Origin of the sequence: Saccharopolyspora sp. SCSIO 74807 (assembly GCF_037023755.1) — a bacterium.
In the GTDB taxonomy this organism is placed as follows: Bacteria; Actinomycetota; Actinomycetes; order Mycobacteriales; family Pseudonocardiaceae; genus Saccharopolyspora_C; species Saccharopolyspora_C galaxeae.
In genome coordinates this window covers 827689-847082 of record NZ_CP146100.1, presented here as the reverse complement: position 1 = coordinate 847082, position 19394 = coordinate 827689, and the positions used below count along the sequence as shown (strand labels likewise).

At 70.9% G+C, this 19394-nt stretch carries 12 protein-coding genes; 11 read left to right on the top strand and 1 reads right to left on the bottom strand.

The window, feature by feature from the left end; genetic code table 11:
* The first annotated feature begins 140 nt into the window (after positions 1-140).
* Together V1457_RS03575 and mycP are read left to right on the top strand one after the other, a co-directional pair.
* Positions 141-3947 (top strand): hypothetical protein, encoded by a 3807-nt coding sequence (locus V1457_RS03575; protein ID WP_338600162.1) that lies wholly within the window; start codon positions 141-143, stop codon positions 3945-3947.
* Complete coding sequence (gene mycP / locus V1457_RS03570; protein WP_338600159.1) at positions 3944-5227, top strand: type VII secretion-associated serine protease mycosin; 1284 nt, start codon at positions 3944-3946, stop codon at positions 5225-5227. The genes V1457_RS03575 and mycP overlap by 4 nt, the downstream gene beginning before the upstream one ends.
* Positions 5228-5310: 83 nt before the next feature.
* Here the strand turns inward: mycP and eccCa are convergent, their stop codons facing one another.
* Positions 5311-9306 (bottom strand): type VII secretion protein EccCa, encoded by a 3996-nt coding sequence (gene eccCa, locus V1457_RS03565; RefSeq protein ID WP_338600156.1) that lies wholly within the window; start codon positions 9304-9306, stop codon positions 5311-5313.
* Positions 9307-9443: 137 nt separating this feature from the next.
* Between eccCa and eccD the strand changes: the two genes are divergently transcribed.
* The 9 genes from eccD to V1457_RS03520 all read left to right on the top strand — a co-directional run bounded on the left by eccD (position 9444) and on the right by V1457_RS03520 (position 19360).
* Positions 9444-10850, top strand: a complete 1407-nt coding sequence (gene eccD, locus V1457_RS03560) for a type VII secretion integral membrane protein EccD (RefSeq protein WP_338600153.1) — start codon at positions 9444-9446, stop codon at positions 10848-10850.
* The gene (gene eccB, locus V1457_RS03555; protein ID WP_338600150.1) at positions 10850-12289 is read left to right on the top strand and encodes a type VII secretion protein EccB; all 1440 of its coding nucleotides are present in this window, start codon (positions 10850-10852) and stop codon (positions 12287-12289) included. The genes eccD and eccB overlap by 1 nt, the downstream gene beginning before the upstream one ends.
* A gap of 181 nt (positions 12290-12470) precedes the next feature.
* Entirely contained in the window at positions 12471-12800 is a 330-nt protein-coding gene (locus V1457_RS03550; RefSeq protein ID WP_200068559.1) for a hypothetical protein, read from the top strand.
* 56 nt (positions 12801-12856) lie between these two features.
* Positions 12857-13156 (top strand): WXG100 family type VII secretion target, encoded by a 300-nt coding sequence (locus V1457_RS03545; protein WP_200068560.1) that lies wholly within the window; start codon positions 12857-12859, stop codon positions 13154-13156.
* A 122-nt stretch (positions 13157-13278) separates the two neighbouring features.
* Entirely contained in the window at positions 13279-13725 is a 447-nt protein-coding gene (locus V1457_RS03540) for a hypothetical protein (protein ID WP_307849889.1), read from the top strand.
* 66 nt (positions 13726-13791) lie between these two features.
* A complete protein-coding gene (locus V1457_RS03535) occupies positions 13792-16527 on the top strand; it encodes a hypothetical protein (protein ID WP_200068561.1) in 2736 nt (911 codons plus the stop codon).
* Between the two features lie 4 nt (positions 16528-16531).
* Positions 16532-18583, top strand: a complete 2052-nt coding sequence (locus tag V1457_RS03530; RefSeq protein ID WP_200068562.1) for a hypothetical protein — start codon at positions 16532-16534, stop codon at positions 18581-18583.
* Entirely contained in the window at positions 18580-19041 is a 462-nt protein-coding gene (locus tag V1457_RS03525) for a YbaB/EbfC family nucleoid-associated protein (protein WP_200068563.1), read from the top strand. Before V1457_RS03530 ends, V1457_RS03525 begins: the two co-directional genes overlap by 4 nt.
* Positions 19034-19360, top strand: coding sequence for a hypothetical protein (locus V1457_RS03520; protein WP_200068564.1), 327 nt, complete (start codon positions 19034-19036; stop codon positions 19358-19360). The genes V1457_RS03525 and V1457_RS03520 overlap by 8 nt, the downstream gene beginning before the upstream one ends.
* Positions 19361-19394 lie beyond the last annotated feature (34 nt).

The following is a 19394-nucleotide window of genomic DNA, read 5'->3' as shown; positions in this document are numbered from 1 at the left end:
CCGCGGGAAGTGAGGGATACCCCGCCAGCAGCCCGTCCCCGCCCGATGCTGCGCGTGGACCGTTGGCGCAACGGTGATACTCCGGCGGTCGGACCCGTAGAAGCGTCACTTCGAGCCACTTGTGCTCGATGGGAGTGGAGATGCAGCAGGCGTCAGCAGGTCAGTCGCGCGGTTCGCTGGTAACCGAGCGGTGCGGTTCGCACGTGCTCGTCCGGCGCCGGGACGAGACCGCGACCGAGCGGGCCTTCTTGGCGCAGCTACCGGCCACCCCGAACGAGCTGTTCGTAGCCGTTTCCCGTGCGGCGCAGCAGGTTCCCGAGCTGCTCGGAGAACTGCCCGCGCTGCTCGGGCCGGTGGTGAAGGCCGCGGAGCAGGCTCCGCGCGTGCTGTGGCTCACCGCTCTCGGCGGCCGCGCCGAGCTGGCGGGCCGGCTTTCCCAGCAGCTCGGCATCGACGTGGTGCTGCCGGACGTGCAACCCGCGACGGCGCCCGGCACCGGCGCCTACGCCGGACGCGCCGCGGGCGGCAGCGGCTGGTACCGGTTCCGCGCGAACAACCGGCCCCTGCTGTTCAGCACCCGCTACCCGGTCCCGGGCTGGGAGCGGTCGATGCCCGCCCAGCGGCTGGTGCACGGATCCGCCGCCGTGGAACCGATGCCCGCGGGCGCACTGGTGCACGACGCGCGGAGATCGCCGCAGGCGGCCGCGCAGCTGGCGGCGCGGGTCGCGGTCTCCTCCCGGTTCCCGAAGCTGCTGCTCGGCGGGCAGGTCTCGCCGGAAGCGGTCGGCGGCGTGGTCAAGCAGCTGCCGGAGACCGCGCGGGCGGGGCTCATGCTGGTCCCGCTGGTCGCCGACGCGGGCAGGCACCAGTGGATGGCGGAACTGGCGCTGCGCCTGTCCAGGCCGCTCACCTTCACCGCGGGCGCGGAACTGGCCAACGCGGGCGGCGCCTGCGCGACGGTCCTGCTGGAGGAGTCCGGGCAGCAGCGGTTCCGCCCGTTCGCGACGGTGCTGCGCCAGCCCGCCGGGGCCGGTGACCAGGAAGTGCTCGACATCGCGGAGCCGCCGCCGGGCTGGCGGCGCTACGGGCCGCGCTCTTATCGCCTCGCCGCGGACACCGATGACAGCGGGGTGCTGGCCGATGTGGTGCCGTCCGGGATCGTGCTGCATGGGACCGGGTCGGAGCTGGCCCCGGAAACGGCCGCAAGGGCCGTGCCGTTCAGCCCCGACGAGTGGGTGCTGAACGTGGGCACCGCAGGGGAGGCGGTGGACGATGCGCTGCTCACCGCCGTCGAAGCGCTGCTGAACAAGCTCGACCCGGGGCGGCGTGCGACCGTGCGGCTGCGTGCGCCGGGAAAGCTCGAGCACGACACCGCGGCGCGGCTGCGCAAGATCGGCTCCGCGGCCGGGGTGCGGATGGACCTCCCGGCCGAGACGCCTGGGCAGTCCACTTCGGACGGTTCGGTGGGTAAGCCGGAGGGCGGCACCGTCACCGGGACGGAATCCGGCGGTGGTGCGGCATCCGGTCGTGGCCAGGCCGACAGTGCTCGGTCCGGCGGCGCACCGGCCGGTGATGCGCAGTCGGAACCCGGGCTGTCGGGTTCCGGTGGCCCCCGGCCCGGTGTCGTGCAGCCCGGCTCGGCCGAGTCCCCCGCCGAGCAGTCCGGCCCGGCGCAGCCGGGAACGGCCGCGCGATCGGATTCGGCTCAGCCCGGACCGGCGGGGACCGGCTCCGGGCAGGCGCCGGAATCTGCGCAGTCCGATCCGGCGTCCGCGGCCGGGCAGCCGCCGGGCGGCGCGCAATCCGGCACCGGGCGATCGCCTGCGGCCGAACCGCAGGTGCCCTCGGCCGGTCAGACCCAGGCGCTCGGCAAGCCGGATGCGCAATCGCCGCAGGCGGCGCCGGCTGCGCCCATCGTGACGATGTCCGCCCCGCCGGTCTCGACCGTCTCCGGGGCGCCGTCCCGATCGGATTCCGCTGCGCGGGCAACGCCGCCCGATTCGCCCGAGTCCGCTGAGCAGTCGGAGTCCTCCGAACCGCAGGATCGGGAAACCCCGGAAAATCCGGACGTCACGCCGGAATCGGCGGAGTCCGATTCGGACGGTCCGGACGAGCCGACGAAGCAGAACCGTCCGGTCGGCGAGCCCCCGCAGACCGGTCCGGACGCGCCGACCGAGCAGAACCGTCCGGTCGGCCGGAATCCGCAGGCGGGTCCGGACGTTCCCGCGAGCCCGGTCGGCAGACCGGGCCCGAACGGCCCGGCGACTCCGAACGGTCCCGCGAGCCCGGTCGGCCCAGCCGGTGCGGACCGCCCGATGAGCCGCAACAGCCCTGTCCGTCCCCACAATCCTCAGTCCCCCAATCCCGGGCATCCGCACAATCCCGCGAACGCCGCCGGTCGCCCGGTTCCGGGCGAGCCGCCGAATCGGGGCGGTTCGGCCAATCCCGCCGGTCCGGCCGCGCCGCAAGGTCCGGGTGCTGCGAACGGCCCGGCCGCGCCCAACGGCCCGGCCGCGCCCAACGGCCCGGCGAACCGGAACAGGCCGCCCGGCCCGAACGTGCCGATCGAGCAGAACCGCCCGATCAACCAGCATCCGCCGAGCGGGCCGAATCCCGTGGCGACTCCGGGTGGTCCGGTCGCCCCGCACGGCCCGGCGCATCGGAACGGTCCGGCGGCGCCGAACAATCCGGGTGTTCCGAACAATCCGGTGGCGTCCCCGAACGCTGCGCCGAACCCGAACGCTGCGCCGAACCCGAACGGCCCGGTGACCCCGAACGGTCGCGCCAACCCGAGCGGCGGCCCGGCGGCTCCGAACGCGCCGACACCGCCGAACCCCGCGGGACATCCGAACGCCCAGCCGAGTCCCAACCCCCGGCCGAACCCGAACGCGCCCGCGCCTCCGGCAGCGCCCGGACCCGCGGGCCCGCGGAACCCGGCGGCTCCGGAAGCCGGACGCGCTGCCGAACCCCAGGTGCCCGGCGTCGTGAGCGGGCCGGGCCAGTCGACCACCGTGCGGCTGGACCCGGTCGGCGGCTCCGAGCAAGTGGCCGAGCAGGCCGCGCCCGTCGAAGAGGCCCCGCCGGATCCGGCCCAGGCGTCGAAGGTCAAGGACCGCAAGAGCACCACCGGCGAGCAGAACCGTTTCGCGGCGGCCGCGGGCGAGGCGTACTCCGACGCGCTGGCGACCGTGAACGCCGCCATGGCGACCTGGCCTTCGCTGCGCCACTCCGACGACTCCGGCGCCAAAGCCGACTACGTCGCGGTGTGCCTGTACCTCGGACTCGGCGACGGCGGCGCGGGCGAACTCAACTCGGCGGTGCGCAGCGGCTCCGCCACCGCGCTGGAAAGCCACCTGCCATGCCTGGTCTCCGGGATGCGGCGGCTGCCGACGCACCGCAGGCCGGTGCTGCGGCAGTGCACCGTGGCGGACTCGGTCGAGGGGCGCTCCGAACCCGGCTCGCTGCTGGTGGAGCCGGGGTTCCTCAGCGCGAGCATGAACCTCGACGTGACCGTGCCCGGTGCGCACGTCGATGTGCTGATCTGGCCGTCCAAGGCGCGCCGCACCTCGGAGCTGGTGTTGAACCGTCCGGTGGACGAGGTCGTGTTCCTCGCGGGCACCCGGTTCAAGACGCTGGCCGTGCGCGAAGCAGCGGAATCCGAGGACGGCATCGACGAGGACGACGGCCCGACGGCCCCGCGGGCCGCGGTGCTGTTCCGCGAACTCGCCCCGGACGAACGTTCCACCGGATCCGAATTGGACGAACGGGACCAGGCCGCGCTGTCCAAACTGGACCGGGCGCTGGCCAGGCGGCAGCGCGCGTCGCTGCGGCAGGTGGAGGACTCCGACGTGGTCGCCCGGCTCACCAGATCGATGGTCGTGGCGCCCGAGGAGCACGCCGTGGACGAGCAGTTGGCCACCGCCGGAACCTCGGCGGGGCAGTCGTGACCGGGCGCGCGCGGCGCACCGCCGTCTGCCTGGCGCTGGCGGGAGGATTGCTGCCCGCGGTGGCCGTTCCCGCTGCGGCGCAAGGCGATCCGCCGCCGCTGCCGAACTCGGGGCAGAACTGCATCCAGGCGCCGACGGTGACCTACGAGAGCACTCCGTGGGGCCAGCAGCTGCTGGCACCCGAGCGCATCTGGGACATCACCGAGGGCAAGGGCATCAAGGTCGCCGTGGTGGACACCGGTGTGGATGCGCAGACGCCGCAGCTCGCGGGCAAGGTGCTGCCCGGCGCGGACGTGATGGGCGGCCCGGCGAACGGGCCGGCCGCCGACGACTGCTTCGGGCACGGCACGTTCGTGGCCGGGATCATCGGCGCATCGCCCGCCGAAGGCACCGGGTTCACCGGCGTCGCACCCGGCGTGCAGATCGTGCCGATCCGGGTGGCCACGGGTACCGAGGAGCAGACCGGCAACACCTTCACCCCTGCCGCGCTGGCCCGCGGCATCCGGGCGGCAGTGGATTCCGGCGCCCAGGTGATCAACGTCTCGGCGAGCTCCAACGCGCCGGATCCGCAACTGGCCGATGCGGTGCGCTACGCCGCCGAGCGGGACGTCTCGCTGATCGCCTCCGCCGCGAACGGTGCGCAGAAGGGCGACCCGGTCACTTATCCCGCGTCCTACCCAGGGGTGATCGCGGTGGGGGCGATCGATTCCGCAGGCAACCATGCGGCGTTCTCCCAGACCGGGCCGTACCTGTCGCTGGTGGCGCCGGGCGTGGACGTGGTCAGCACCGGGCCGCACGGGCCGGGGCACTGGCAGGGCAGCGGCACCAGCTACGCGGCGCCGTTCGTGGCGGGCACCGCCGCGCTGGTGCGCGCGTACCACCCCGAGCTGAACGCCGCGCAGGTCAAGCAGCGGCTGGAGATGACGGCCAGCCATCCGGCGACGGCGCTGCCGGACCCGGCGCTGGGCTGGGGGACGGTGAACCCGACCGCCGCGGTCTCCTCGGTGGTGAACGGCGAAGGCGGCGTCGGGCGGACCGTGGTGCCGCCGTCGCCGAAACCGGCTTCGGCGCGGCTGGAAGACGATCTGGGGCCGCGACTGGCGCTGCTCGGTGGCGGTGCTGCCGTGGTGGTGATCCTGGCGCTGGTGCTCGTCTTCCGGCTCGGCGCGGCGGGCAACCGGCGCGGCTGGAGCCCGGCGCGGGTGGTGCGGGTGCGTCCGGACCGTTCCGAAACCGAACCGGACGCCGAGCAGCAGCCGGTCTCCACCCCCAGCGGCTGACCGCCTGCCCGCTGCATTCGGAACCGAGCGAGCGGGCCGCTCACCCGCAACGGGTGGGCGGCCCGCTCACTTCAAAGCACTCCCTAGTCCTTCGACTTCGGGTTGGTGCCCTCGGTCAGCGGGGTTTGGACCAGGCGGACCGAGCGGCGGCGGTTGACGTACTGGGCGCGGCCCGGCAACAAGGTGCGCGGACGCAGGTTGCCCAGGAACATGCCCTCGTCCTTCGGGCAGGACAGCAGCAACCCCGGTGTCCCGAGCTCCCACATCCGCCGGATCACCGGGTTCGACATCGACCGCGCGGCACCGGACGTGCTGCGCGCGATGATCACGTGCACCCCGATGTCCGCGCCGTGCGGGATCAGCGGCATCAGCGGTTCCAGCACCCCGCCGCCGAAACCGCTCTCGGCCAGCTGGAAGTCATCGATGATGACGAACAGCCGGCCGCCCTGCCACCAGTCCCGCTTCGGCAACCGGCTCGGGCTGATCTCCGGCCCGGGGATGCGCTTCTCCAGCCCGACCGCGGCGCCCGCGATGGACTTGCCCAGCGCATCCGCACCGACCGCGTACTCGATCTGGTTCTCCGGCGGGATCGAGTCGTGCAGCTCGCGCTGGAAGTCGCCGAACATCACCCGCGCCTCGTCCGGGCCGTAGGCGGCGGTGATCGAGCGGGCGATGTGCCGCAGGACGCTGGTCTTGCCGGTCTCCGCATCGCCGTAGACCAGCAGGTGCGGGCTGGCGTCGAAGTCGTACCACTGGGTGGACAGGCCGACGTCCTCGATGCCCAGCGGCACCCGGACGACCGCCTGCGGCGTCGGCCGCACCGGGTCGGGCAGGTCGCTCGCCGAGAGCATCGTCGGCAGCATCCGCACCTGCGGAGCCCGCGGCGCGCCCGGCTGGGCCAGCGCCTCGGACAGCTCGGTGGTGGCATCGGCGAGGTCTTCGGTGTCCGACGTCCCGTCGATGCGCGGCAGCGCCGCCAGGAAGTGCAGCTTGTCGGTGGTCAGCCCGCGGCCGGGAATGTTCGGCACGGTCGCGGCCAGCCTGCTGTTGACCTCCGAGTCGACCGGGTCGCCGAGCCGCAGCTCATACCGGGTGCCCAGCACGTCCCGCAGCCACGGCCGCATCTCCGACCAGCGGTTGGTGGCGACCAGCAGGTGGATGCCGAAGCTCAGGCCGCGCGCGGCGAGCTCGGTGAACCGGTCCTCGAGCTCCTCGAAGTCCTGCCGGATCGTGTACCAGCCGTCGACCACCAGGAACACGTCGCCGTACGGGTCGTCCTGGTGGAACCGGCCTTCCCGGCGAGCGCGCCGGTAGCTGGTCATCGAGTCGATGTTGTGCTCGGCGAACAGCGCTTCCCGCCGGGCCAGCAGGTTCGTCATCTCCAGGACGGTGCGGGTGACGCGGTCCTTGTCCAGCCGGTTGGCCATGCTGCCCACGTGCGGCATCTTCGCCAGCGAGCTGAGCGTGCCGCCGAAGTCCAGGCAGTAGAACTGCACTTCAGCGGCGCTGTGCGTGAGCGCCAGCGAGCTGAGCATGGTGCGCAGCATCGTGCTCTTGCCGGTCTGCGGCCCGCCGACCACGGCCACGTTGCCCTTGCTGCCGGACAGGTCCGCTTCGAGCAGTTCGCGGCGCTGCTGCGCAGGCAGGTCCACCAGACCCGCCGGGATCTGCAGGCCCGCCGTCTCCAGGTCGCCGACCGGACGCGGCCCGAGCTCACCGTGGTCGACCAGCGGCGGCAGCAGCTGGTCCAGGGTCGGCGAGGTCTTCAGCGGCGGCAGCCAGACCTGGTGCGCACGGGGACCGATGTCGCGCAGCCGCTCGATCAGCACTTCGAGCATGGACTGCGCGGGCTCGTCGGGTGCCGGCTCCGGTTCCGGCTCCTGCTGCGGTGCCGCGGTCGGTTCGACGTAGCCGGTGCCGAACGACACGACCTGCTGTTCGGCCTTCGCCCGGGTGGTGCGCTGGCGCTTGCTCGACCGGTACGGGCCGGAGACGTAGGCGCCCTTGAACCGCACCAGATTCGTGGTGTCCGGACGCAGGTAGCCGTTGCCGGGGCTGGTCGGCAACTCGTAGGCGTCCGGCACCCCGAGCACGCTGCGGCTCTCCATCGCGGAGAAGGTGCGCAGCCCGATCTTGTAGGACAGGTGCGTTTCGATCTTGTGGATGCGGCCCTCGTCGAGCCGCTGCGAGGCCAGCAGCAGGTGCACCCCGAGGCTCCGGCCGAGCCGGCCGATCATCGCGAACACGTCGACGAACTCGGGTTTGCTGGAGAGCATCTCGCTGAACTCGTCGACCACGATGAACAGCGCGGGCATCGGTTCCAGCTGCGCACCCTGCGCGCGGGCCGCCTCGTAGTCGCGCCGCGAGGCGTAGTTGCCGGAGGCGCGCAGGTGCTCCTGGCGGCGGTTGAGCTCACCGGTGAGCGCGTCCTGCATCCGGTCGACCAGCTCCAGCTCGTCGGCCAGGTTCGTGATCACCGCCGAGGTGTGCGGCAGCTGGTCGAACCCGAGGAACGCCGCACCGCCCTTGAAGTCGACGAGCACGAAGTTGAGCTCCTCCGAGGAATGCGTGGCCGCCAGCGCCGCCACCAGGGTCCGCAGCAGTTCGCTCTTGCCGGAGCCGGTCGCGCCGATGCACAGCCCGTGCGGGCCCATTCCGTCCTCAGCGGATTCCTTGATGTCCAGTTCCAGCGGAGCACCGCCGCCGCCGATGCCGATCGGCACCCGCAGCCTGCGCTTGGCGGTGGACCGCTCGCGGCGGTACTTGACCGGGTCGAAGGTGCGCACGTCGCCGATCCCGAGCAGTCCGGCCATGTCGTAGTCGCCGGTGAGCGGCTCGTCCGACTCGTTGGACGCTTCTCCGACGCGGTAGCGCGCCATGGTGCGCGCCAGCGCGGAGGAGCCGATGGTGCTGAGCCGGTCCGGTACGCACAACTCGGTGTTGTGCGGCTTGCCGAGCCGGTCGAACGACACGGTGCTGACCAGCTCTTCCTCCACGTCCAGGAACAGCGCGCCCGGTTTCGCCTGCCACGGCAGGGATTCCCCGACGTCGAGCACCACCGCGTTGCGGTAGCCCTCGTCCCCGGCCCGGTGGTCCGGGGGCAGCTGCACCCCGTCGAGGACGATCACCACGAACGGTTCGTTCGCGGTGATCGGAGTGTCCGGTTCGAACCGCGGCCGCGAGGTGAACGCCCCGCCGCCGAGCAGTTCCTCCATCGCCCCGATGGATTCGGCGATCAGCCGCCGCGAACCGGCCGCGTCCCGGCTGTCCGGGGATTGGTTGTGCGGCAACCACTTCAGCCAGTCCCAGGCATCCTGGCGGTCCCCGCTGGCGCACAGCGCGACCTGCACGTCGCCGGGCGCGTGCGCGGTCGCCAGCTGCGCCAGCATCGCCCGCACCAGCCCGCGCACGTGCTGCGCGTCACCGCGGAACCGGATCTGCCCGAACCCGCGCAGGTAAACCGCGATCGGGGAGTGCGACAGCGTCGTGTAGGCGCGCAGGAACCGCCGCAGCGCGTGCGCCGCCAGCGGCTCCAGGTCCTCGACGGGTTTGCTGTCCGGCGGCGTCAGCTTCACCGACGACCGCTGCTTGCCCAGTCCCAGCCGGACTTCGCCGAAGTCGTCGTGCGCCGGGCGCCGCTCCCACAGCCGGTATCCCAGCGCCAGCGACCACAGCGACCGGGGCGACGGGTGGATCCAGCGCGCCGCCTGCTGCTGGGTGGCGAGCGCTTCGCGCACCCGGCGGCGGGTCTGCGACAGGTAGCGGATGTAGTCCCGCCGGTGCCCTTGGAGCTTCTGCTTGTGGGTGACCGAACTCCGCAGCATCTGCGAGACGATCATGCCGACCGCCGAGAGCGCCATCACGCCGCCGCCGATGTAGGCCATCGTGCCGGAACCCGGGCGCACGAACATCATGACCATCGCCAGCGAACTCAGGCCCATCGGCGCGTACATCAGCACGCCGCTGAGCCCACCGTCGGTGGACTCGGGTACTGCGGGCGGCTCCTGGATCTCTATCTCTTCGCTCGGTGCGGTCGGCTTCGGGCGCCGGGACCGCCGAGCGAACAACACCGTGCTCACACACTCTCCCTTTGGTGAAAGAAAACCCCAGACTCGCGGTCCCGGGTGCCGGAGCACCTCGCGTGCGCGCGCGGGCCGCGTACGTTCCTGGCCGGGTCACGGTCTCCAACCCTGGCAGGAAGGACCTCCGGCACCAGATGGCGTTTTCGGAAGAGCAGACTCAGCATCGCACAACCGAGTCCGGGAGGCTACGGTTCGTCCTCGGCAAGCAGGCGACGGACGTGGCGCTGCCCACCGAAGTGCCGCTGGCCGACCTACTACCCGCGGTCCTGCCGCAATTCGGTGCGGAGTGGATCGAGCAGGGCGCCGACCACGAGGGCTGGATCGTCCAGCGCGTCGGCGAGCAAGCCCTGGACGAGGACCGCACGATCGCCGAGCTCGGGCTGCTGGACGGCGAAACCGTCCACTTGCGACCCCGCGCAGGCGAGCTCGCCCCGATCGACTACGACGACCTGGTCGACGGCGTCGGTGAGCAGGTGTCGCGGGGCGCGGGCACCTGGAACCCGGAGCGCACCCGCTGGATGCTGCGCGCCGGCGCATTGTTGTTGCTGCTGCTGGGCTTTCCGCTGCTGATCGGTGCGGCGCCGGTGTTCCCGCAGTTCTCCATCGCCGGTGGCATCACGGTGCTGCTGCTCGGCGCGAGCGCGCTGGTGGCGCGGGGAGCGGCGAATCCGGTGGTCGCCACGTTGCTGGCCGGAGTCGGCGCCGGATATGCCGCGCTCACCGGAATTTCCTTGCTGCTGGCGCTGGATCCGGTGGCCGCGCCGGTCGTGATGCTGGCCTGCGGATGCGCCGGCGCGCTGGTCGCGCTGGTCGTCGGCGTGCTCGCGGTGGCCGATTCGGCGCTGCTGTTCACCGGTGCGATCACTTTCGTCACCGCGGTCGGCGGCACCGCGCTGATCGGCTCGACCGCTCCGGTGCAGCCGCACGCGGCGGGCGCGATCGGGCTGCTGCTGACGCTGGTCGCGGCGCTGTTCATCCCGTCGCTGTCGTTCCGGCTCTCCGGATTGTCGCTACCGATGCTGCCCGGCAACAGCAGCGAGCTCAGCGAGGACATCGAGCCGGTGCCGTACCAGCTGGTGGTGGACCGCGGGGCGCTGACCTTCGGCTACTCGAAGGCGCTCTACACCGGACTCGGCGCGGCGCAGACGCTGCTGGTGCTCGCGCCGCTGACCGGTAGCGACGTGTGGACGCTGGTGTTCTTCGCGGTCACCGCGGTGCTGCTGTTCCTGCGCGCGCGGCATCCGGAAGGGGCGGTGCAGCGCTGGTCGCTCATCGTGCCGGGCGGGCTCAGCCTGGTGCTGGTGGTGCTGCTGCTGGCGTTCGGCCAGGAGCCGCTGCTGCGGCTGATCGCGTTCTGGCTGCCGGTGCTGCTGATCGGCACGCTGATGCTGGTGTTCGGTGAGTTCCTGCCCGGGCGGCGGCTGCGCCCGTACTGGGGCAGGGCCGCGGACATCTTCGAGACGCTGACCGCGGTGGCGGCGCTGCCACTGCTGCTCCAGGTGCTCAACGTCTTCTCGATGATGCGGGGGCTCGCGGGCTGATGCAGTCGCGCAGGGATCAGGTCCAGGCATACTTCTTCGTCGTCGGGCGGCTGGTTTCCGCCGTGACGCACGGCGAACCGGACGCGCTGGAGATGCCGAACAAGCGGATCCGCAACGGCATCGTGTTCGGGGTGCTGGTGAGCGTCCTGCTGATGGCGATCTTCGGCATCCTCGGGCTGTTCAAGCCCGGCAAGAGCACGGCCTGGCAGCAGGACGGCTCGATCGTGGTGAACAAGGACAGCGGCGCGCAGTTCGTCTACCTCGGCGGCCAGCTGCGCCCGGTGCTGAACTACTCATCGGCCCGGCTGGCCGCGGGCGACTCCGGCGGCACGGTGCAGTCGGTTTCGCAGCAGTCGCTGGGGGGCACCCCGGTCGGCCAGCCGATCGGCATTCCCGGCGCGCCGGACTCGATCCCGACCGCGCAGACCCTGGAAACGGGGCCGTGGACGGTGTGCGTGCAGCCGGGCGCGGCGCGCCCGAAGCCCACCGATCCGCTGGTGACGCTGAAGTTCGGCAGCCGGCCCGGAAAGTCCACATCGGACGGTCAGGGGCTGCTGGTGAGCACCCCGGACGACGCCGTGCACCTGGTGTGGAACGGCAAGCGCTACAAGATCCCGGATCAGCGGACGCTGGAGGCGCTGCCCTACGGCAACGTGACCCCGTTGCAGGTCTCGACGGCCTGGCTGGACCCGATTCCCGCCGGACGCGACCTCGCGCTGCCCGCGATCGAGGGCGCGGGCTCGCCGGGACCGGTGATCGACGGCAAGCCGAGCAAGGTCGGGCAGGTCTACGAGGTGCGCAACCCGGCGACCGAATCCGACCAGTTCTACCTGGTCCGCAAGGACGGCAAGACGGCGCTGAACCGGACCAGCGCCGCGCTGGCCCTGGCCTCCCCGGCGGTGCAGTCCGCCTACCCGGGCGGGCAGGTGAGCGTGCTCCAGGCCGGTCCCACGGCGCTGACGAGCGTGCCCGATTCGGGCGGGCCGGACCTGGTCGGCGGTTTCCCGCCGGTGCCGCCGCAAGCCGTGGTGCCACCCCCGGACGCGCAGCCCTGCGCCCGTTACTCCCCGTCCGGCACCGGGGATCTGAAGGTGACCGTGGAGATGCAGTCCACATCGGAGGTCGACGCGGGTTCGGTGGCGCTGGCCGAGCACGTTTCCGGGTCGATGGCGGACAAGATCTCGCTGCCCGCGGGACGCGGTGTGCTGGCCAAGAGCCTGCCCGCACCCGGAGCGCAGCCGGGCGCTGCGTTCCTGGTCACCGATACCGGGACGAAATACCCGCTCGCCGACGACAAGGTGGTGGAAGGACTCGGTTACTCGCCGACTTCAGCCGTGCAAATTCCGGATGAATTGCTGGACTTGTTGCCTGCGGGTCCGATGCTGACCAGCTCCGGTGCGGTCCAGGTCCAGACGCCGCAGCCGAATGAGCAGCCCTGACCCGTGCCGGAACTCGTCCGAAGCGGTCCCGAGGGAAGTCCCTAAAGGACGACGATCGGACGAGCAGCACGGCTTTCACCCGAGATCACCCGAATAAGCTGGCCGACGGTAGGAAGTCGACCTGTGTCCTGCGGCCGTCGGCTTCCGAAAACCGGATACCCCGCTTCACCAGGAGGTTGTGGTGGCCAACAACGGCAACGTGAACATCGATCTGCCCGAGATCCAGCGGCAGGCTTCCCAGCACGACACGACCCGGCAGGACATCCAGACCGAGCTGGACCAGCTCAAGACCCGCATCGACAGCGTGCAGCAGGCCAGCAAGAACGAGATGACCGACGCGCTGCTGGAGCAGTACGAGCAGTCCGTGCAGAAGCTGAAGAACAGCGTGCTGGCCGACCTGGAGTCGATGGCGCAGCAGATGCGCAAGGTCTCCGGCGACCAGGACGAGCAGGACCGCTCCGCCAGCAAGCCGGTCCAGTCCGCGGACATGGCCAGCTTCATCCCCAGCTGACCGTTCCCGCCTGATCTCCGCTCAGGCCGTTCTCTCTCCAGGAAGGGTGTTTTCCCGTGGCTCCCAAGGTTTACGACTACGAGGCCCTGCAGCAGGCGCAGCAGGACATGAAGAAGACCGTCGACCACATCCGCGACGAGGCCAACAAGCTCATCAGCCAGGCCCAGCAGCTCCAGCAGAACGGCTGGACCGGTGAGTCCGCGCAGGGCTACAACGCCTCGGCGGAGAAGCTGAAGCAGTCCCTGAACGGCTTCGGCGAGTACCTCACGCAGCAGCAGCAGAACGTGAACAGCGGTACCGGCAACATGCAGGACACCGACAAGCAGGGCGGCAAGCAGATGGGCCAGTTCGCCTGACTCGTCCGCCGCGGCGACGAGAGCCGGGCCGATGGTGGCTCGGCTTTCCTCGTCCGATTACCCCGGGACGCCGGTGCGTCCCACCGCAATTCCGGAACGCGCAGTGATCGGAGAGAATTACCGTGGCCGACGGCACCGCATTCGATTCCGAGGAAATCGACAAGGCCGCCAAGGAGATCGGCAAGCTCATGAGCGACATGAGCGCCTTCCAGTCGCTGAAGGAGCACTGGCCGAACGCAGGCAAGTTCGAGACCGCGCAGTGGCTGGAGCGGGTCGTCGACGACCGCCGCAACGGCCTGGTGGCGCACGCCGAGCGCATGAAGAACGTGCTCGAGGAAATGGAGACGCAGCTGTCCACGATTGCTCGTGATTTCGAGAACATGGACGGCGAGAACGCTGCGAAGATGAAGACCAAGGTCGATGACATGCAGCGCAACATCGACAGCTCGGTAGCGAGCCTGGACAAGGGCACCGAGAGCGAGCAGCACAACTTCAGCGAAGACCCGAACATCAAGCCCGAGGACAACGCGGGCGACGGTGACGGTTACAACGACACCTTGCAGGCCTGACTCCGGTCCCGATCGATCACGAAGCTGCCGCCGGTGTCGCGGCCGCGCTGGTGAGGAACATTCGCTATGGCGGAAGATCAGCAGAATTCCACGGTGGGCGTGTACAACGCCTCCGCGCCGTCGATGGCTGTCGATCAGTACGGCAGCTGGGAGGAAATCGACGCCGCCACGGCGGACATCACGCACAACGGTGCGGCCGACGGCGAGCACGCCGATCTTTCCGGCAACCGCGCGGCCGAGGACTGGTACAAGCTGGAAGACGCCTTCAACAAGGCCACCGAGCGGCTCGGTGAGATCAACGAGCAGTTCAACGGGCTGATCAAGCGGGTCGGCGACCACATGCAGGGCGAGGCCGGGGACGCGTTCAACAAGTACGCGACCGACCTGTTCAAGCAGAGCGAAGACCTCTACAACACGCTCAAGAGCCAGGCATACGGCACCACGGTCGGCAACATCGGCCACGACATTCAGCTTTTCGCCGCGAACTGGTGGCAGGCGCTCAACGATGCGCACGAGGAGCTGGCCACCACCACCGACGAGATCTCCAACAGCTATTCCGGCACGAACGCGGCCGAAGAGGGCGCCAGCAAGATCAACGAGGCGGTCGACGCGAGTGAGAAGGGCCTGCTCGAAGACCTCAAGAAGCTGCTGAGCGAGCTCGTCGACAAGTACAGCAACCGCGGCCAAGAGCTGCAGCCGCTGCATATCGCGTTGTCCACGGATGGGGCCGGGACTGGTTCGGGCGGCAATACCGGTGGGAACGATCAGTCCGGTGGGAACGACCAGTCCGGTGGGAACGACCAGTCCGGTGGCAATGATCAGTCTGGTGGGAATGACCAGTCCGGCGGCAATGACCAGTCCGGCGGGAACAACCAGTCCGGTGGCAATGATCAGTCTGGTGGTAACAACCAGACCGGTGGGAATGATCAGTCTGGTGGGAACAGCCAGTCCGGTGGCAACAACCAGACCGGTGGCAATGATCAGTCTGGTGGGAACAACCAGACAGGTGGCAACAACCAGACCGGTGGGAATGACCAGTCCGGCGGGAACAGCCAGTCTGGTGGGAACAGCCAGTCTGGTGGGAATGACCAGTCCGGCGGGAACAGCCAGTCTGGTGGGAACGACCAGACCGGCGGCAATGACCAGTCCGGCGGGAACCAGCAGTCCGACGACCAGGCAAGGCAGCAGGCCAAGGCCGAGGCGGACGAAGCGATCAACGACATGGCGAACCAGGGCCCAGGTGGTTCGGAAGGCGGCTCCGGCGGCGGTAGTGATCAGTCCGGCGGGTCCGGCGGCGACCAGTCCGGTGGCGGTGCCGTTCCGACCGGGATGGGCACCGGCGGTGGCCCGAACAGCACCGGCGGCAACCAGAGCGGCGGCAAGGGCAAGGGTCAGAGCCAGGGCAGCAGCGGCGGCCAGACCGGTGGCGGCCAGAACAACGAAAAGCTGGACCAGGCCCGCCAGTCCGCGAACGACGCGATCGACGAGATGCAGAACCCGAACACCGAGTCCGGCGGACCGGGCGGCGACTCCGGCGGGCAAGGCGGTGGTTCGGGCGGCGACAGCGGCGGCAAGGACGGCGGCAGCGGCGGCCAGGGCGACCAGAACGGCCAGAACAAGCAGGACGGCCAGAACAACCAGGACGACCAGGCGCTGGACGACGCACGCAACAGCGCCAACGAAGCGATCAACGACCTGAAGAACCCGACCACCGAGTCCGGCGGCCCCGGCGGCGACCAGCCCACCGGACAGGAAGCACAGCACGCCGCCACGGGCGCGATCGACGAAGCGATGTCCAAAACGGACGATCCGCAGGCGCAGCAGGCGTTGCAGGACGCGCGCCAGTCGGCGAACGAGGCGATCAAGGGCCTGGGCGAGGACGGCACGCCCGCGACCGCGCAGGAAGCGCAGCACGCCGTCGACAACTCGCTCGGCGAGGCGGCCGCGCAGGCGAGCGATCCGCAGGCGCAGCAGGCGTTGCAGGACGCGCGCCAGTCCGCGAACGAAGCGATCAAGGGCTTGTCCGACCAGGGCGGCGATCCCGGTGGTGCGACCGGTGCGGAGGCCCAGCGCTCCGCCAACGACGCGATCGGCGACGTGGCGGCGAAGACCACCGACCCGGCTGCGCAACAAGCCCTCCAGAACGCGCACCAGTCCGCGAACGACGCGATCAACCAGCTGGGCCAGGACGGCACCCCGCCGACGCCGGAGGAAACCCAGCAAGCGCTGGACAAAACCTTCAACGATGCCAAGCAGGACGCCGCGAACCCGGCCGCGCAGCAGGCGCTGGACGAGGCGCGCAAGTCCGCCGACGAAGCGATCAGCGGGCTCGGCGGCGGACCGTCCGCAATGGACGATTTCCTCGCGGGCGGTGATCCGGGCGGCGCCAGCGGCGGGGACAGCTCGGCGTTGGATTCGGCCCGCAAGTCCGCCGACGACGCGCTCTCCTCGATGGGCGGCGGCTCCGGTGGCGGCGCTGGCGGTGGTTCGGGTGGCGGTGCAGGCGGCTCGGGCGGGCCTGTCGCGCAGTTCGACACCGACATGGCAGGCAAGCAGGGCCTCGCCCCGCCCGGCGGGCAGCCCGCCGGGCCACCGGCCGGTGGCGGCACCGGTGGCGGTGCCGGGCAAGGCGGTGGCATGGGCGGCGGCGGGATGCCGATGTCGCCGATGGGCGGTATGGGCGGCGCCGGTGCCGGGCAGCAGGGCCAGGAACGCGAGCCGCAGATCTGGATGAAGGCCGACGACGGCACCTGGGACGATCAGAACGAGGACAACCCCCCGCCGGTGATCGGACGGAGCTGAACCGATGGCAGGCGCGCAGCCGACTCCCGCCACCGACCCGTACCTGGAGCAGTTGAACTTCGAGCAATTGGCGCAGCTGGTGCACGGCAGCTCGCCGGAGGTCTTCTACCGGCAGGCCGGTGCGTTCGACCGGGCCGCGGACCGGCTGCGCGAGGTGACCGACCGGTTCCGCGCGCAGTGGCGGGACATCGGCACGCACTCGTCCGGGCAGGCCATCGACCGCGCCGTGGCGGCGGGCGATCGGCTCGCCGCGGACAACGAGAAGGTCTTGGAAGCCACGTTGGCACCGGGTTATGCGCGGATGCTGCGCCGCGCCGGTGACGCGCTGGCCGAGGGGCAGCGCCGGATGCGGGACCTCGAACAGCAGCGCAGCGCGCAAGCCGCCGCGCAGCCGGGAGTTCCGGGGCAGCCTCCCGGAATTCCCGGGCAGGCGCCGGGAGTTCCGGGGCAGGCGCTGGGTGCTCCCGGGCGGGTGCCCGGAGGTCCGGGCCGGCCGTCGCCGGGGCAGCCATCCGGATTTCCCGGGCAGCAACAGGGCGGGCCCGGGCCGGGCCAAGCGCTCGGCGCTCCCGCACCGGACGCAGCGGGGAACGGTCCGCAGGCACCGCCGCCGGGCGACGAGGAGCGCACCCAGCAGGCCCGGCAGATCGTCTACGACATCTCAGCGGTCTACAGCGACGTGGCCAAGTCCATGACGGCGATGCCCGGCAAGGGCGGTAGCACGCCTGGAGCGGCCGATCCGCTCGCGCTGCGCTCGGCGTCGTCCGGGTCCGGTGGCTGGAGCGCTTCCGGTTCCGGCGGCGCGCAGCAGGCCATGTACTTCTCGTCCGGCTCGGGTTCCGGCGCGATGACGGTCAGCGATTCTTCGGGCGGTTCCGGCGGATGGCAGGACACCGGGCGACCGCCGAACGCCGGTGGTGCATCGGAATCCGGGGCATCGCCGACGGGCGCGCCGTGGCTCGCGGTCGCCGCGCAGAGCTCGCCCGCCGTGCTCGGCGGGCGATCCTCCGGGGGTTCGGCGGGCAAGCGCACCAGCGAGAAGTCCACTGAGGACTCTTCGGTGGGTGGCTGGCAGGCCGCGTCCGGCGTGCTCGGGCGGCAGTCGAACAACTCGGGTGGATGGTCGTCCGGTTCCGAGCGGAGTTCCCGGTCGGGCGAGAGCTCCGGATCGGACGAGAGCTCCAAGCCGGACAGCAGCTCGAAGTCGGACGAGAACTCGAAGTCGGACGAGAATTCCGAGTCGGGCTCGGACCGCCCGGAAACCGTGTCGCGCAAACAGGATTCGGACTCGTCCGCGTCCGAGGTGCGCACCTTCTCGGCGGAACCGCAGCACGCCCCGGCCCGGTCGATGCCGGCCCACGCGAGTGCACCTCCCCCGCAGACCGCGGCGGCCACCGCTCCCACCGCGGCGAGTGCGTCGGCCGCGAGCGCCCCCGCGCCGCCCCAGCCACCCGCGAATCCCGGTCCGGCACCGCAAACCGTGTCCGGTCCCGACCCCTCCGCGGCAGGCGGGCACGGGCACAGCAGTGCGCAGTCCTCCGCACCGGCCGGTTCCGCTCCGGCGACGTCTTCCGCAAGTTCCCCGCCGAGCAGCTCGGTCCCGCGCACTCCCGCGCCGTCCGCGTTGGACCTGGGCCAGATGACCACACCGAACCCGTCGACCGGCGCGGGCACGCCGCCTGCCGCCGGGACGCACGGCGCGCCGGTGAACCTGAACACCGCCGGCTCCGGGCAGCCGATGACCGGCACCGCGCCCGCGGGCGGCACGGCACCACCGCCCGCGGGTGGAACCGGGCAGGCAGGCGGCCACCCGATGGGCCCGATGATGGGCGGGATGCCGCCTCAGCCGGGCCAGCAGCGCGACGACAACCAGATCCCGATCAACGCCGAGCGGACGGTTTGGGGCGAGCAACAGGGCGTGGCAGGCAGCCTCGGCAGGCCGGAGCAGCCGGAGGAACCGCCGGAGAATCCGGACGAGCCCACCGAAGCCGGCCCGGACCGCGCGCGAGCCGACGAGTTCCTGGAAAAGCTCCGGGAGAACAGGAGGATTCGATGACGGACCCGAAACCGGACCCGAAACCGGACGTGCCGACGGACATCGATTCCGCGATGTCCATGCTGGAGCGGGAGCGCGAGCGCGTCGCCGACGTCACCAAGCAGCAGCAGGGGCAGTCCACGACCGTGCAGGCCAAGGATCACTCGCTGGAAGCGACCTTCGACGGCAGCGGCGAGCTCACCGGCCTGAAGTTCAACGGGAACAAGTACCGCAGCATGGCGCCCGCGCAGCTGGCCAGCGTGATCGTCGAGACGATCCAGGCCGGGCGGACGCAGAGCATGACCAAGCTGACCGAGCAGATGTCCGGCGGCATGCTGCCGGGCGTCGACCTGGCGGGGATCGCCTCCGGCAAGGTCGACCCGAGCACGGTGCTCGACCAGCTGATGAAGCCGATCGTCGGAATGGCCGAGGAACTGCCGGGCGTCCCGCGCGAGAAGAAGGACCGCAGGGATGGCTGACGAGAACTTCCGCATCGACCCCGACGCGCTCGAAGACATCAACAAGAAGCTGCGCGCGGTGGGCGAGGACCTCACGGCGAGCTTCAACGAGATGAAGACGACGCTCGAAGACCATTGGGGCTGCTGGGGCAACGACGATATCGGTGAGGCGTTCATCAAGAACTTCGAAGAGCCGAACAAGAAGTTGCAAGAGGGCGCTGAGGCCATGAGCGGCGCCCCGAACGGCTTGGCCGACCAGATCGACAAGCAGATCGAGGTCGTCCGCAAACAGGACGCCGCGAACCGCGCCGCCATCGAGCAGAACGAATACGGAAACTGAACGCAGGAGCATGGCCCGCTGACCAACGGGGGAA

Coding starts and splice junctions, on each gene's coding strand:
- V1457_RS03575 (WP_338600162.1), top strand. CDS start 141: ATGCAGCAGGCGTCAGCAGGTCAGTCGCGCGGTTCGCTGGTAACCGAG.
- eccD (WP_338600153.1), top strand. CDS start 9,444: ATGGCGTTTTCGGAAGAGCAGACTCAGCATCGCACAACCGAGTCCGGG.
- eccB (WP_338600150.1), top strand. CDS start 10,850: ATGCAGTCGCGCAGGGATCAGGTCCAGGCATACTTCTTCGTCGTCGGG.
- V1457_RS03535 (WP_200068561.1), top strand. CDS start 13,792: ATGGCGGAAGATCAGCAGAATTCCACGGTGGGCGTGTACAACGCCTCC.
- V1457_RS03530 (WP_200068562.1), top strand. CDS start 16,532: ATGGCAGGCGCGCAGCCGACTCCCGCCACCGACCCGTACCTGGAGCAG.
- V1457_RS03525 (WP_200068563.1), top strand. CDS start 18,580: ATGACGGACCCGAAACCGGACCCGAAACCGGACGTGCCGACGGACATC.
- V1457_RS03520 (WP_200068564.1), top strand. CDS start 19,034: ATGGCTGACGAGAACTTCCGCATCGACCCCGACGCGCTCGAAGACATC.